The organism is Pseudomonas sp. PDM25, from assembly GCF_019219045.1.
Lineage (GTDB): Bacteria > Pseudomonadota > Gammaproteobacteria > Pseudomonadales > Pseudomonadaceae > Aquipseudomonas.
In genome coordinates this window covers 1-14,256 of the sequence record NZ_JAHUWL010000003.1, presented here as the reverse complement: position 1 = coordinate 14,256, position 14,256 = coordinate 1, and the positions used below count along the sequence as shown (strand labels likewise).

Here is a 14,256-nt window from a genome sequence, read left to right as displayed (position 1 = left end):
CTCTTCAAAAACTGTAGGAGCAAAGCTTGCTCGCGATGGCTGCACCTCGGTCTGCCATTTGGACCGAGGCGCCTGCATCGCGAGCAAGCTTTGCTCCTACAGAGGTCAGGCTGGGTCCTTTTTGATTCGGAACCACGCCGCATACAGCGCCGGCAGAAACAGCAACGTCAGCGCCGTCGCGACAATCAACCCGCCCATGATCGCCACCGCCATCGGCCCGAAAAACACGCTGCGCGACAGCGGAATCATCGCCAGCACCGCCGCGAGTGCAGTCAACACAATCGGCCGGAAGCGCCGCACCGTGGCTTCAATAATCGCCTGCCAAGGCTTGAGCCCCGCGGCGATGTCCTGCTCGATCTGGTCCACCAGAATCACCGAGTTACGCATGATCATCCCGGACAGCGCGATGGTGCCGAGCATGGCGACGAAACCAAACGGCTGACGGAACACCATCAGGAACAAGGTCACACCGATCAACCCCAAAGGCGCCGTCAGAAACACCATCACCGTGCGTGAGAAACTGCGCAGTTGCAGCATCAGTAACGTCAGCACCACCACGATGAAAAGCGGCACACCGGCCTTCACCGAATTCTGCCCGCGAGCCGAGTCTTCTACCGTGCCACCAACCTCCAGCAAATACCCGTCCGGCAGTTCGGCGCGAATCGGATCGAGGGTCGGCATGATCTGCTGCACCAGCGTCGCCGGTTGTTCCTTGCCGTAGATGTCGGCACGCACAGTCACGTTCGGCAAGCGGTTGCGGTGCCAGATGATGCCTTCTTCGAAGCCGTATTCCAGGGTCGCAATTTGCGACAGTGCAACACTGCGGCCATTGTCAGTTGGCACCGCCAGGCTTGGCAGCAATGACAGTTCAGTGCGTTCGTGCAACGTGCCGCGCAACAGAATCTCGATCAACTCGTTGTCTTCACGGTACTGGCTGACACTCGAACCGGTCAGAGAACTTTGCAGGAACTTCGACAGGTTCGCAGTGCTCACGCCAAGCGCCCGGGCGCGGTCCTGATCGACGTTCAGATACACGACTTTGCTCGGTTCTTCCCAATCCAGATGGACGTTGACCACATGCGGGTTCTCGCGAACCTTGGCCGCGACTTTACGGGCCAGCGCGCGGACTTCCTCGATGTGCTCACCGGTGACCCGGAACTGCATCGGATAACCCACCGGAGGCCCGTTCTCCAGACGTGTCACCCGCGCACGCAAGGCCGGGAATTGTTCCTTGAGGGCTTCGATCAGCCAGGTGCGCAGGGTTTCGCGCTCTTCGATGGTTTTGGCCAGGACGACAAACTGCGCGAAGCTCGCGGCAGGAAGTTGTTGATCCAGCGGCAGGTAAAAACGTGGCGAACCGGTGCCGACGTATGCGACATAGTTGTCGATACCGGCGTGATCCTTGAGCAGTGCTTCGAGGCGTTTGACCTCATCGCGGGTGTTGCTCAACGAGGCGCCTTCGGCCAGTTTCAGATCGACCATCAATTCCAGACGACCCGATGCCGGGAAGAACTGTTGCGGCACGAAGCGAAACAGGATGACAGAACCGATAAACAACACGACCGTCAGGACAATGACCGTCTTGCGTCGCCGTACGCACCATTCCACCAGGCGTCTGACGCGCTGATAGAAAGGCGTGCCGTAAGGGTCGGGCTGGCCGCCGCCGGTGCCATGTTTGGCGGCATGAATCTTCGCCAGATCCGGCAAGAGTTTCTCCCCCAGATAAGGCACAAACACCACAGCGGCCACCCACGAGGCCAGCAACGCGATGGTCACCACCTGGAAGATCGAGCGAGTGTATTCGCCGGTACCCGATTGCGCAGTGGCAATCGGCAGGAAGCCGGCAGCGGTGATCAGCGTGCCGGTGAGCATCGGGAATGCGGTGCTGGTCCAGGCGAAACTGGCCGCCTTGATCCGGTCGAAGCCTTGCTCCATTTTGATCGCCATCATTTCCACGGCGATGATTGCGTCGTCCACCAACAAACCCAGCGCCAGTACCAATGCCCCGAGGGAAATCTTGTGCAGGCCGATTCCCAGGTAATACATGCAGGCGAATGTCATCGCCAATACCAAAGGAATCGCCAGCGCGACCACCATGCCGGTGCGCACGCCGAGGGAGAAGAAACTCACCAGCAGGACGATTGCCAGCGCTTCCACCAGCACCTGAACAAATTCACCGACACTGCTTTTCACGGCGGCGGGCTGATCGGAGACCTTGCGCAACTGCATACCGGCAGGAAGGTTTTTCTGGATCCGGTCGAACTCGATTTCCAGCGCCTTGCCCAGCACCAGAATGTCGCCACCGTCCTTCATGGCCACGGCCAGACCGATGGCGTTTTCCGCCATGAAGCGCATGCTCGGCGCTGGCGGATCGTTGAAACCGCGACGCACATCCGCCACATCGGCGATCCGGAAGGTGCGATCACCGACGCGGATCGGGAAGTTCTTGATCTCTTCGACCGTCTGAAAATTCCCCGAGACGCGTAGCTGCAATCGCTCGCTGGAGGTCTCGAAGAACCCGGCGGTGGACACCGCGTTCTGCTCTTCAAGGGCCTGCTGCACCGCCGACAAAGGCAGGCCGAGGGTGGCGAGTTTGACGTTGGAGAGTTCGATCCAGATCTTCTCGTCCTGTAACCCGAGCAAATCGACCTTGCCCACATCCTTGACCCGTTGCAGCTGAATCTGCACGCGGTCGGCGTAGTCCTTGAGCACCGCGTAATCAAAACCTTCGCCGGTCAGGGCGTAGATATTGCCAAACGTCGTGCCGAACTCATCATTGAAAAATGGCCCCTGGATGCCCGGTGGCAGGGTTTGACGAATGTCGCTGATCTTCTTGCGAACCTGGTACCAGAGGTCCGGGATTTCCACCGAGTGCATGGAATCACGGGCAACGAACGTCACTTGGGATTCGCCCGGACGGGAGAACGAAACGATGCGTTCGTACTCGCCGGTTTCCATCAGTTTCTTTTCAATACGCTCGGTGACCTGACGCGACACTTCCTGCGCCGTGGCCCCCGGCCAGTTGGTCCGAATCACCATGGCCTTGAAGGTGAACGGCGGGTCTTCACTTTGGCCGAGCTTGGTGTAGGACAGTGCGCCGACAATGGCCAGCAAGAGCATCAGGAACAGTACGATCTGGCGATTACGCAGCGCCCATTCGGAAAGATTGAAACCCATCGGGGATTACTCCTTGCCCGCCAGATTGACCACACGGTTGGAGCGATCCACCGGACGCACCTGCTGCCCTTCAAGCAGCACATGGACGCCAGCGGCGACCACCCAATCGCTAGCGTTCAGTCCTTCGAGTACCGGTACGGTTTTCTCGCCGAAAGCACCGACCCGTACCGGGGTTTTCTTCAGGGTGTTGTTGGCATTGACGACCCAGACGTAGGTCGCGCCGTTTTCCGCGGTCAGCGCGGAAAGCGGCACCGACAGCGGCACCACATCGGAGGTCTGAACGAACACCCGGGCACTCTGGCCGAGTTCAGCGGGAACCTTGCCGGCGGTGAAGGAGATACGGGCGGCAAAGGTGCGCGATTTTGGATCGGCAGCGGGCGACAGCTCACGGATGCGCCCGGCGAAACGTTGGTCGGGTTGGGTCCAGAGTTCCACCGACACTGGCTGACCAACCTTGAAGCGGCCAAAGCTCTGCTCCGGCAAGCTGATCAACACTTCGCGTTCGCCATCGGTGGCGAGGGTAAATACGGTTTGCCCCGCCGCCACCACTTGCCCGACTTCAACCGCGCGTTTAGCCACCACCCCATCCTGCGGCGCACGCAGCACGGCGTAACTGGCCTGATTGGTCGAGACGTTGAATTCGGCTTTGATTTGCTTGAGGCGTGCTTCACCGGATCGGTAAAGGTTTTCGGCATTGTCGTACTGCGAACGGCTGACCATCTGACGGTCCATCAGGGTCTTGTAGCGATCACGTTCGGCGCGGACCAGGTTCAGGTTGGCCTCGGCAGCAGCGACCTGGGCACGGGTGGCTTCCAGTTGCAGGCGCACGTCCTGAGGATCGAGCTCCGCCAAAGGTTGGTCGGCCTTGACCCGCTGCCCCTCTTCGACCAGTCGTCGACTGACTTTACCGCCAATGCGAAACGCCAGGTCCGGCTCATACCGTGCGCGGACTTCACCGGGAAAACTTTCTATCGCCTGGGCCGAAGGCTCTGGCTGCACGACCATGGCCGGGCGAACGGTGACTTGGGGCGCCTCTTCGTGACCGCACGCAGACAATAAAAACGCCAGACTGACTGGCAACGCGAGGGGCAAGGCATAGCGGAACATGGTGAAGGACCTTTCGCTAATGGTGCTTGGAATAATTATACTGGGCGGTATGTTATTAATAGCAAACTCACCAGTCCAGTATTAAAAGCGCATATGCCTAACAATCTTTCAGTACCCAACGGCCCTGGCCGTCCCAAGGATCTGGCCAAGCGCCAGGCGATCCTCGAGGCGGCGAAAATTCTATTTTTGAGCAAGGGTTATGCGAGTACCAGCATGGACGCCGTCGCGGCCGAGGCCGGTGTGTCGAAGTTGACGGTCTACAGCCATTTCAACGACAAGGAGACGCTGTTCTCCGCCGCCGTGATGGCCAAGTGCGAAGAGCAATTGCCGACGCTGTTTTTCGAATTGCCGGACGGCATTGCCGTAGAAACGGTGCTGTTGAACATCGCGCGCGGCTTTCATCTGCTGATCAACAGCGACGAATCGGTCAACCTGCACCGGCTGATGATGACGCTGGGCAGCCAGGACCCGAAACTCTCGCTGATCTTCTTCGAGGCCGGGCCTGAGCGCATGCTGCAGGGCATGGAGCGGTTGCTGACCAAGGTTGATCACAGCGGCGCCTTGAGCATCGACAAACCGCGCAATGCGGCCGAGCATTTCTTCTGCCTGCTCAAGGGGGCGGGGAATTTCAGGCTGCTTTATGGCTGCGGCGAGCCGCTGACCGGGGATGCGGCCGAGAGCCATGTGCAGGAAGTGGTGGAGTTGTTTATGCGGGCGTATCGGCCAGAGTCAGCCTGATCATTTTGCAGTGTTTGGGCGGACGCCTTCGCGAGCAAGCCCGCTCCCACATTTGACTGCGTTCCCTTGAGAAGACTCGGTCAAATGTGGGAGCGGGCTTGCTCGCGAAGGGCGCGACGCGGTCTTAAGGCTTCAGCGCTTTCTTCGGATAAATGTCATACCGGCTGGATTTACCGTCCAGCGCATGACTCGGCTTCGGCCCTTCGATGCAGGGCGCCTTGCGCGGGCGCTTGACCACCACCCGGTGGCTGGCCAACGCCAACGCCGCTGCGAGCAGTGCAGGCGCATCCGGGTCATCGCCTACCAGCGGCCGGAACAGGCGCATTTCCTTCTTCACCAAAGCCGTTTTCTCACGATGGGGGAACATCGGGTCGAGGTAGATCACCTGCGGCGGCTCGCCTTCCCAATTGCGCATCACCTCGATCGAATTGCCCTTGAGCAAGCGCATCCGCGCCACGATCGGCGCCACCTCAAAGTCTTCCGCGCCGCGTGCCAGGCCATCTTCAAGCAACGCGCCAATCAGCGGCTGACGCTCGATCAGGCTCATCTCGCAGCCCAGGCTCGCCAGCACGAACGCATCTTTGCCCAGCCCCGCCGTGGCATCCAGCACGCGCGGACGCACGCCTTGGGCTACCCCGACAGCCTTGGCGATCATCTGACCGCTGCCGCCGCCGTACAAGCGACGATGGGCCGCACCGCCCTCGACAAAGTCCACCCGCACCGGCCCCGGTGCGTCCGGGCCCAGTTGCTGCAGCTGCAAACCCTGGTCGCCGACCTGCAAGGCGAACTCACCGTCATCCACCTGCATCGGCAAACCCAGGCGCTCGGCCCATTGCTCGGCCTGTGGCTGAAAAGTCGCGGCCAGGGCCTCGACGTGGATGCGGCAGGCCGCAGGTTGCTCAATCATGAGAAAACACGCTCAAAAAATTAATGATCGGCAAAAACGGCCGATAACAAAACTATCGAGCATTTTGCCAGAGCTGAGCGTCGACCGAGAGAAATGTCAGACATTCAACGCACATCGATAGGCTACATTTCGCGACACGGCGATTTTGGTCTACGAAACTCCCAAGCACTGAGCGGCGTCAGTCACCTGTGGCAGGATTTCTTTGCCCAGGCCCTGGCCGATCAGTCGGGCGATGTCGTACCGGCTTCTCTCAACTTTCCACCGGTTGATCTCGACAGCCCGATCGAACCCACCGTTGGCAGCGAACTGCTGGCGCACATCATTTCCCAGCGCGAATGCGACGTGAAAGAAACCGAGGTCCGCCCGCCCGAGCCACTGTTCCTGCCGATTGCCGAGTTCGAAATGGAGCTGGCCGACAAACCTTTCCCACCGTTCCCGGCACAGGAAATCGTCGCTCAACAGAAGCAACAGGACTTCGAAAGCCGTTGGGTCCGCCCGATCGTGCTCACCGCAGGTCAGCCTGTACCGCAAGCAGGTCCAGCGCCACAACCGCGTCCGCTGCACCTGCCAATTGCCGAATTCGAACTCGATCTGCTGGACAAGCCATTCCCGCCGTTCTCGCCCGAAGAACTGGTGGAGCAACAGAAACAACTCGACTTCGATAATGGCTGGGCTCGCCCGATCGTCCTGCAAAACCTGCGCATCGCCGCTTAAACCTCAGCGACACACCCACAACCGAAACCGCATCGTCAGCCTTTGAACAATTGATTGGCCTGGGCGTACGGCATGGAACGCGACGTGAATCCGAAGGTGCCCGACGTCTTGATCTCTTCGGCAGCGCGGAAAAACTCGCCATAGGCGGCCAAGGCCAGCGCCGAACCGACGCTGATGCGTTTGACGCCCATTTCGCTCAACTGCTCGACCGTCAATTTCAGTCCGCCGGACATCAACACATTGACCGGTTTCGGCGCCACGGCACGGACCACCGCCAACACGTCTTCAGCGCTGCGCAGCCCTGGCGCATAAAGCACGTCGGCACCCGCCTCGGCAAACGCCTGCAAGCGGCGAATGGTATCGGCGAGATCAGGATTGCCGTGCAGAAAGTTCTCCGCGCGAGCGGTCAACATAAAGGGAAACGGCAAGCTGCGAGCGGCTGCCACGGCAGCCTCGATGCGCGCGACGGCGTGCTCGAAGCAGTAGATCGGCGCTTCTTCACGGCCGGTGGCATCTTCGATAGAGCCGCCGACCGCACCGGCCTCTGCCGCACGCAAAATACTCTGTGCGCACTCGGCTGGATCGTCAGCGAAGCCGTTTTCCAGATCGACGGCGACGGGCAGATCAGTTGCCGCAACAATCGCCCGAACGTTTGCCAGGGTGTCGTCCAGCGTCAGTGCGCCATCGGGGCGGGCGTTGGAAAAGGCGTATCCGGCACTGGTGGTCGCCAGCGCTTCGAAACCAAGGCTGGCGAGCATTTTCGCCGAGCCGGCGTCCCACGGATTGGGAATGACAAAAGCCCCCGCGCGTTCGTGCAGTGCTTTGAACGCTTGGGCTCGAAGGGTTTGCGCATCCATTTGGCAGGCTCCTGAAAAGGGCAGGGAATCCGCTTCAGAGCAGACCAAGTTGCTCGGCAGCGGGCTCTCTGTATAGCTCAGACAGCGGCGGCAGGCCAGGCAAACGCAGCATCAGTTTTGCGTGAAAACGTTGCGCCAGTTTGGCGGCCAGCAGGTTATCGGCGGTGTGCAGGAAGATATAGGGCGTACGGCCCTCCTCGATCCACACGGCGATTTTCTCGACCCATGGCACCAGGAACGGGTCGTTGGCCTCAAGCTGCGGATGACCGATGAAGCGCACCTGCGGGCATTGCGTGAAGGCGGCCGGACGAGGCGGCACCCTGGGCTTTTTCGATTGGGCGTGAAGGACAGAAGGATCGGTCGATGTGCAGCTGAACAGCGCGCGGGGATCGAGGCAGATACGCTCGACACCGCGATCCAGTAGCAGGCGATTGAGCATTCTCTCGGCATCGCCCTTGGCGAAGAACTCGTCATGCCGCACTTCAATCGCCAGAGGCCGGTCCACCGCATCAATAAAACCGGCAAGCTCCGACAGTCGCTGCGGCGTAAAACTTTTGGACAGTTGCAGCCACAGCGGTGAAACCCGTTCACCGAGGGGGCTGAGCAATTGCAGGAAGGTGTCGGCAGCGGTCAATTGTTCGCGCAGGTCACCGCTGTGGCTGATGTCGCCGGGAAACTTGGCAGTGAAGCGAAAGTGTTCGGGCATGGTCTCGACCCAACGCTGCACGGTGGTCGCAGCCGGGCTCGCGTAGAAGGTCGTATTGCCTTCCACTGCGTTAAACACTTGGGAATAGAGACTCAGAAATTCGGCGGGTTTTGCGTCTTGCGGATACAGGTAGTCGCGCCAGGCGTTTTCACTCCAGGACGGACAGCCCAGGTAGTAAGGCAACTGCATCAGATGTACAGATCGAGGCCCAGCACATCCGAATCCCAATCGACAAAACCGGCGGTGCTCAGGTAGCTGGCCAGGGCCTTCGCGACACTGCTGCTCATGGCGCGGTGATAAAGCATGTCTTGTTGACGGGCGGGGAGATTGCTCAAGCGTTGCGCAGAGGCTTTGGCAGCGCGGGCGGCCATTTGCTCTTCGGATGGAATTTCCAGCTCGCCGTCGATATCGACATAGTCGTCATCCGCCACAGGGCCTTTGCGAGGCTTGCGCTTGATGGGGTAGGACTGAGAGGGAACGCCGTCTATACGCATGAGTACATGTCCGGTATCAATGATGGCAGCTTAGTGGCACATGGCCCGCTTCGCAAACCGCCGAGTGATAACTAGAACACAGAAAATGGAAAAGGTTTAAAAGCTGGGGATATAAAACGACGATTGGCTGCGTTTCGTAAATTGCCTTCGCGAGCAAGCCCACTCCCACAGGGGTCAGCGGAGACCATGTGGGAGCGGGCTTGCTCGCGAAGGGGGCAACTCGGTATCAAGATTTAACGTGCTTTGGGCGTCGCCACTTTATCGCGCAAGTACACCGGCTGAGCCTCATCAGCCACAATCGCCTCACCCCGCGCCCAGGCAAAACGTGCCAGGGTCAGCAGATCTTCAGCGTGAGGCAACAGGCCCGCATCCTGCCCGGTCAGGCTGACAGCGATGCGCTCGGCATAACCCCAGCCAGTGCCAGCGCCAAACCACTCACCACTGGCGTCAGCCGGCAACGCGGCCACTTCCGGCGGCAGCACCGCTTCATTGCCGACCAGCCGCATCTCCCCCGCCGTTTCGCGGTAGCAACCCCAATACACTTCGTCCATGCGCGCATCAATGGCGGCCGCGACCTGGCTCACGCCATGTTCGCGATAGGCCCGCTGCGCCAGCACGGCCAGGTTCGACACCGGCAATACCGGGCGATCCAGCGCAAACGCCAGCCCCTGCACCACGCCGATGGCGATCCGCACGCCGGTGAACGCACCCGGACCCCGTCCGAAAGCAATTGCATCGACCGCTTGCAGGGTGGTCCCGGCATTCGCCAGCAACTGCTGAATCATCGGCAGCAGCTTCTGCGCATGCAGGCGCGGGATCACCTCGTAATGGCTCGTGACTTTGCCGTCATGCAGCAAGGCAACGGAGCAAGCTTCAGTCGCGGTGTCCAGGGCCAGCAAGGTGCTCATCGATGTTTCCGTAAGAGAGGTCAGAAAAAGTGCGCCAGTATAAACAACTACGGCCCGCAAGCGGGCCGTAGAAGATGAAGCGTTTTTTTAGCGCAGTGCTTCAAGCACTTTGCCGGTGATCGCTTCAACCGAGCCAACACCTTCGACGTGGCTGTACTTCGGTTTGCCTTGAGCGACGGACAGCTCCTGGTAAAACTTCACCAGAGGCTCGGTCTGGGCGTGGTAGACCGACAGGCGATGACGCACGGTTTCTTCAGTGTCGTCTTTGCGCTGCACCAGCTCGTCGCCGGTGATGTCGTCTTTACCGGCAATTTTTGGCGGGTTGTAGACGATGTGGTACACGCGGCCGCTGGCCTCGTGAACACGACGGCCAGCGATTCGCTGAACGATGTCTTCGTCTTTAACGTCGATTTCCAACACGTGGTCCAGCTCGACGCCGGCTTTCACCAGGGCTTCAGCCTGAGGAATGGTGCGCGGGAAACCGTCGAACAGGAAACCGTTGGCGCAATCAGACTGGCTGATGCGTTCCTTGACCAGGTTGATGATCAGGTCATCGGAGACCAGACCACCGCTGTCCATGACGCTCTTGGCGATCAGGCCCAGCTCGGTGCCGGCCTTGACCGCAGCACGCAGCATGTCGCCAGTGGAGATTTGCGGAATGCCGAATTTTTCGGTGATGAACTTAGCCTGAGTACCTTTACCGGCCCCGGGAGCTCCCAGCAGAATGACGCGCATCGATGTGCTCCTCAATTTTTTATATAGATAACGTCAGATTCGCCTCGTGGGGCCAATCTCAAAAAAAGGGTCGTGACCGCCCAAACGGTCAAAGGCTGATCAAGATACACAGCAGGCCCGGACCACACAAGCCGCCGAAAGTCGGAGAAACCCGCGCCTGATGTGGCCTTTCGTCGGGGTAACCCTAGTCGCAACCCCATCACTAACTGTCGCCTGGCAGCACTTTTCAACCCCTCGCCCACAGGCAACTCGACGCTCGCGCCGAGTGCCTTGACCCACGACGAAAACCTTAGCCGGTATTACGCAAACCGGCGGCAATCCCTGCCACAGACACCAGCAGCGCTTGTTCTACCGGGCTGCCCTGCGCCACTTCCTGTTGTCGCGAACGCGCCAACAACTCAGCCTGCAATAGATGAAGAGGGTCGAGGTAAGTGTTGCGCAAGCGGATGAATTCAAGCGTGGCTGGGCTATGTGCCAGTAGCTGCGACTGACCGGTCAGCCCCAGGACCACCGAGCAGGCCTGCGACAATAGGTCGCGTAAATGCGCACCCAAAGGGAGCAGATCCGGCTCGACCAAACGCTCATCGTAGGACCGGGCGATATCGGCATCGGCCTTGGCCAACACCATTTCCAGCATATCGATGCGCGTGCGGAAGAACGGCCACTGCTCGCGCATCTGCCCCAGCAGCTCGCCTTCGCCGCGCTCCAGCGCCTTGCTCAACGCCGCTTCCCAGCCGAGCCACGCCGGCAACATCAGACGCGTCTGGGTCCAGCCGAAGATCCACGGGATCGCCCGCAGGCTTTCAATCCCGCCGGCGCGGCGCTTGGCCGGGCGACTGCCCAGCGGCAAGCGTCCCAGTTCCTGCTCTGGAGTGGACTGGCGGAAATACTCAACGAACTGCGGATTTTCCCGCACCACGGCGCGATAAGCGCTGACACCGTCAGCGGCCAATTCGTCCATCAGATTGCGCCAGGCTGGCTCTGGTGGCGGTGGCGGCAGCAAGGTCGCTTCCAGTACCGCTGCCAGGTACAGATTGAGGTTCTGCTCGGCGATGTCCGGCAGACCGAATTTGAAACGAATCATTTCCCCCTGCTCGGTGGTACGGAAACGCCCCGCCACCGAACCCGGTGGCTGCGACAGAATCGCCGCGTGTGCCGGGCCGCCGCCGCGCCCCACGGTGCCACCGCGACCGTGGAACAACAGCAGTTCCACTTGTTGCTCGCGGCAGATGTCGACCAAGCGCTCCTGCGCCCGATACTGCGCCCAGGCCGCCGCTGTCGTGCCGGCGTCCTTGGCCGAGTCGGAGTAGCCAATCATCACTTCCTGCGGCCCTTGCAGGCGCGAGCGATAACCGGGCAACAGCAACAGTTTTTCGATCACCGGGCCGGCGTTGTCGAGGTCGGCCAGGGTCTCGAACAGCGGCACCACGCGCATCGGCCGCAACACACCAGACTCTTTGAGCAGCAGCTGCACGGCTAACACGTCGGAAGCGGCGCCGGCCATGGAGATCACATACGAACCGAGCGATGCGCTCGGTGCTGCAGCGATTTCCCGGCAGGTCGCCAGCACCTCAGCGGTGTCGGCCGATGGTTTGAAGTACGCCGGCAACAACGGCCGGCGGTTGTTCAGTTCGCGCATCAGGAAAGCGATGCGCTCTTCCTCGCTCCAGTCCTCGTAGCGTCCCAGGCCCAGGTAATCGGTGATCTCGGTCATGGCCGCGGTATGTCGCGTCGAGTCCTGACGCACATCGAGCCGTACCAGGAACAGCCCGAACGTCACCGCCCGGCGCAGGCAATCGAGCAGCGGCCCATCAGCGATCACGCCCATGCCGCACTCATGCAGCGAGTGGAAGCACAGCTCCAGCGGATCAAGCAGCTCGCGGTTGTTTTGCAACACATCGGCGGGTGCCGGCGTGGTCTGCGTCAAGGAAGCGTGAGCCCAGTTACGCGTCGCGCGCAGGCGTTCACGCAGCTGTTTAAGCACCGCACGGTAAGGTTCGGCGCTGTCCCCGGCCTTGGCCTTCAAGTCATCGCTGGCCTGCTGCATCGACAACTCGGCCGCCAGGTGATCGACATCGCGCAAGTACAAGTCCGCGGCCATCCACCGCGCCAGCAGCAAGACTTCACGGGTCACGGCGGCGGTCACGTTGGGGTTGCCGTCCCGGTCGCCGCCCATCCACGAGGCAAAGCGAATCGGCGCTGCCTCCAGTGGGAGGTGCAGGCCCGTGGCGTCATGCAGGGCTTTATCGGCCTTGCGCAAATAGTTGGGGATCGCTTGCCACAGCGAATGCTCGATCACCGCAAAGCCCCACTTGGCTTCATCCACGGGGGTTGGGCGGGTGCGGCGGATTTCTTCGGTGTGCCAGGCTTCGGCGATCAGGCGCTGCAACTTCGTCTGGATCTGCTCGCGCTCGGCGGTGGTCAGGTCGCGATGGTCCTGGGCGGCCAGTTGCGCGGCAATGGCGTCGTATTTCTGGATCAGCGTGCGGCGCGCGACTTCGGTCGGGTGCGCGGTGAGGACCAGTTCGATCTCCAGCCGTCCCAGTTGCCGGGCCAGGGATTCGGCGCCATGGCCTTCAGCACTCAGGCGGGCGAGCAATTCCGGCAGCACCCTCGCTTCGAACGGCGCAGGTTGTGACTCTTCGCGACGGTGAATCAGCTGATATTGCTCGGCGATATTGGCCAGGTTGAGAAACTGGTTGAACGCCCGCGCCACCGGCAGCAACTCTGCTTCGCTCAATTGGTTGAGGCTGGCGCTCAATTCAGCGTCCATTGAACCGCGACGGTCGGCCTTGGCGCCTTTGCGGATCTGCTCGATCTTGTCGAGAAAACCGTCCCCGTACTGTTCACGAATGGTATTGCCCAACAGTTCACCCAACAGGTGAACATCCTCGCGCAAGCGTGCATCAATATCGGTCATCAGCAGTTCTCCAGCGAAAATCCGGGTGACTTGAGGTCCATGCTCTTGGGTTAGAGAGTGCCGCTGTAAAGCGGTTCTTACAAGCGGACGAGGATGGGAATGCAGTTCGCCTGAGAAAGTTTTGGGATTGGGGTTGGGGTTGGGTTGGTGGGTACATATCCGTTTCTGCGGTGATGGCTGATTACGGTTTCGCTTTTACAGCGAGTCACTTTCGAAAAGCGCGAAAGTAACCAAAGCGCTTTTGCCCCTCCATTCGGTGCCTCGCCTAGGCTCGGCATGCCCTCACTCCGGCATTGCTCCGTGGGCCCGCCGCCATCGGCCATCCATGGCCGGGGGCGGCTACCGCGGCATCCTTGCCGCGGTGCCCCCTGCGCAATACCTGCGTTCGGCCTCTGGGAAAGGGGCAGGCAGATCAAAAGCCAAAGCCAAAGCCAAAGCCAAAGCCAAAGCCAAAGCCAAAGCCAAAGCCAAAGCCAAAGCCTAGCGCGGTATCTGTGCGAGCCTGCTCGCGAAAAACGTCCGGACACCGCGTTCATTCAGACAGCACGCGTTATCGTTCACGTCTTTCGCGAGCAGGCTCGCTCCCAAAGGGGAATGCGTACGCTTGAAGAGACAGGCCGGCCGGTAGGCCGCCTCGCGTTGCTTTTGCGGTACTCGCCCCCTCGGGAGGCCGAGTGGAGGTTCTGCGCAGTGGGCAACCCGGCATGGATGCCGGGTTAGCCGCCCCCGGCCATGGATGGCCGATGGCGGCGGGCCCACGGAGCAGGACCGGAGCGAGGGCATGCCGAGCCTAGGCGAGGCACCGAACGAAAGGGACAAGAGCCCTTTGGTTACTTTGGGGCTTTTCCAAAGTGACTCGCTGTAAAAGCCAGCCCTTTCAAGGTCTTCGTTTAAACTCTCCCAAAATTCCAGTCAGGGTGACGAAAACGATGTGGGCAGAAGTTCTAGCGCGGTTTGAGCAAAAGACGCCGGCCAGTGTCATGACCAAGTTGA

11 protein-coding genes are annotated in these 14,256 nt (G+C 60.5%); 2 read left to right on the top strand and 9 right to left on the bottom strand.

Annotation, left to right across the window (positions count from 1 at the left end; all coding sequences use genetic code 11):
• Window positions 1-105: 105 nt before the first annotated feature.
• Window positions 106-3,177 (bottom strand): efflux RND transporter permease subunit, encoded by a 3,072-nt coding sequence (locus tag KW848_RS05570; RefSeq protein ID WP_192406350.1) that lies wholly within the window; start codon window positions 3,175-3,177, stop codon window positions 106-108.
• A gap of 6 nt (window positions 3,178-3,183) precedes the next feature.
• The gene (locus KW848_RS05565; protein ID WP_192406348.1) at window positions 3,184-4,284 is read right to left on the bottom strand and encodes an efflux RND transporter periplasmic adaptor subunit; all 1,101 of its coding nucleotides are present in this window, start codon (window positions 4,282-4,284) and stop codon (window positions 3,184-3,186) included.
• A 93-nt stretch (window positions 4,285-4,377) separates the two neighbouring features.
• Between KW848_RS05565 and KW848_RS05560 the strand changes: the two genes are divergently transcribed.
• A complete protein-coding gene (locus KW848_RS05560) occupies window positions 4,378-5,022 on the top strand; it encodes a TetR/AcrR family transcriptional regulator (RefSeq protein ID WP_218536277.1) in 645 nt (214 codons plus the stop codon).
• A 124-nt stretch (window positions 5,023-5,146) separates the two neighbouring features.
• On the opposite strand, the gene KW848_RS05555 is transcribed toward KW848_RS05560, so the two are convergent.
• Window positions 5,147-5,929, bottom strand: a complete 783-nt coding sequence (locus KW848_RS05555; protein ID WP_256365049.1) for a class I SAM-dependent methyltransferase — start codon at window positions 5,927-5,929, stop codon at window positions 5,147-5,149.
• Between the two features lie 93 nt (window positions 5,930-6,022).
• Between KW848_RS05555 and KW848_RS05550 the strand changes: the two genes are divergently transcribed.
• Complete coding sequence (locus KW848_RS05550; protein ID WP_218536276.1) at window positions 6,023-6,643, top strand: energy transducer TonB; 621 nt, start codon at window positions 6,023-6,025, stop codon at window positions 6,641-6,643.
• 35 nt (window positions 6,644-6,678) lie between these two features.
• On the opposite strand, the gene KW848_RS05545 is transcribed toward KW848_RS05550, so the two are convergent.
• The 6 genes from KW848_RS05545 to ppc form a co-directional block, all read right to left on the bottom strand.
• Window positions 6,679-7,500: an isocitrate lyase/phosphoenolpyruvate mutase family protein gene (locus KW848_RS05545; protein WP_134101798.1), complete on the bottom strand. Its 822-nt coding sequence runs from the start codon at window positions 7,498-7,500 to the stop codon at window positions 6,679-6,681.
• A gap of 34 nt (window positions 7,501-7,534) precedes the next feature.
• A complete protein-coding gene (locus tag KW848_RS05540) occupies window positions 7,535-8,395 on the bottom strand; it encodes a DUF72 domain-containing protein (RefSeq protein WP_218536275.1) in 861 nt (286 codons plus the stop codon).
• Window positions 8,395-8,700 carry a hypothetical protein gene (locus tag KW848_RS05535; protein WP_008156859.1) on the bottom strand — a complete coding sequence of 102 codons (306 nt, stop codon included), beginning with the start codon at window positions 8,698-8,700 and terminating at the stop codon, window positions 8,395-8,397. The genes KW848_RS05540 and KW848_RS05535 overlap by 1 nt, the downstream gene beginning before the upstream one ends.
• Before the next feature lie 233 nt (window positions 8,701-8,933).
• Window positions 8,934-9,608: a tRNA (adenosine(37)-N6)-threonylcarbamoyltransferase complex dimerization subunit type 1 TsaB gene (tsaB, locus tag KW848_RS05530; RefSeq protein ID WP_218536274.1), complete on the bottom strand. Its 675-nt coding sequence runs from the start codon at window positions 9,606-9,608 to the stop codon at window positions 8,934-8,936.
• A gap of 87 nt (window positions 9,609-9,695) precedes the next feature.
• Window positions 9,696-10,343, bottom strand: coding sequence for an adenylate kinase (gene adk / locus KW848_RS05525; RefSeq protein WP_218536273.1), 648 nt, complete (start codon window positions 10,341-10,343; stop codon window positions 9,696-9,698).
• A gap of 289 nt (window positions 10,344-10,632) precedes the next feature.
• A complete protein-coding gene (gene ppc / locus KW848_RS05520; protein ID WP_192406342.1) occupies window positions 10,633-13,263 on the bottom strand; it encodes a phosphoenolpyruvate carboxylase in 2,631 nt (876 codons plus the stop codon).
• Window positions 13,264-14,256 lie beyond the last annotated feature (993 nt).

Bases quoted from the DNA above. Each gene is read 5' to 3' on its own strand.
- KW848_RS05540 (WP_218536275.1), bottom strand. From the start codon at position 8,395: ATGCAGTTGCCTTACTACCTGGGCTGTCCGTCCTGGAGTGAAAACGCC.
- KW848_RS05555 (WP_256365049.1), bottom strand. From the start codon at position 5,929: ATGATTGAGCAACCTGCGGCCTGCCGCATCCACGTCGAGGCCCTGGCC.
- adk (WP_218536273.1), bottom strand. From the start codon at position 10,343: ATGCGCGTCATTCTGCTGGGAGCTCCCGGGGCCGGTAAAGGTACTCAG.
- ppc (WP_192406342.1), bottom strand. From the start codon at position 13,263: ATGACCGATATTGATGCACGCTTGCGCGAGGATGTTCACCTGTTGGGT.
- KW848_RS05535 (WP_008156859.1), bottom strand. From the start codon at position 8,700: ATGCGTATAGACGGCGTTCCCTCTCAGTCCTACCCCATCAAGCGCAAG.
- KW848_RS05565 (WP_192406348.1), bottom strand. From the start codon at position 4,284: ATGTTCCGCTATGCCTTGCCCCTCGCGTTGCCAGTCAGTCTGGCGTTT.
- KW848_RS05560 (WP_218536277.1), top strand. From the start codon at position 4,378: ATGCCTAACAATCTTTCAGTACCCAACGGCCCTGGCCGTCCCAAGGAT.
- tsaB (WP_218536274.1), bottom strand. From the start codon at position 9,608: ATGAGCACCTTGCTGGCCCTGGACACCGCGACTGAAGCTTGCTCCGTT.
- KW848_RS05545 (WP_134101798.1), bottom strand. From the start codon at position 7,500: ATGGATGCGCAAACCCTTCGAGCCCAAGCGTTCAAAGCACTGCACGAA.
- KW848_RS05550 (WP_218536276.1), top strand. From the start codon at position 6,023: ATGTCAGACATTCAACGCACATCGATAGGCTACATTTCGCGACACGGC.
- KW848_RS05570 (WP_192406350.1), bottom strand. From the start codon at position 3,177: ATGGGTTTCAATCTTTCCGAATGGGCGCTGCGTAATCGCCAGATCGTA.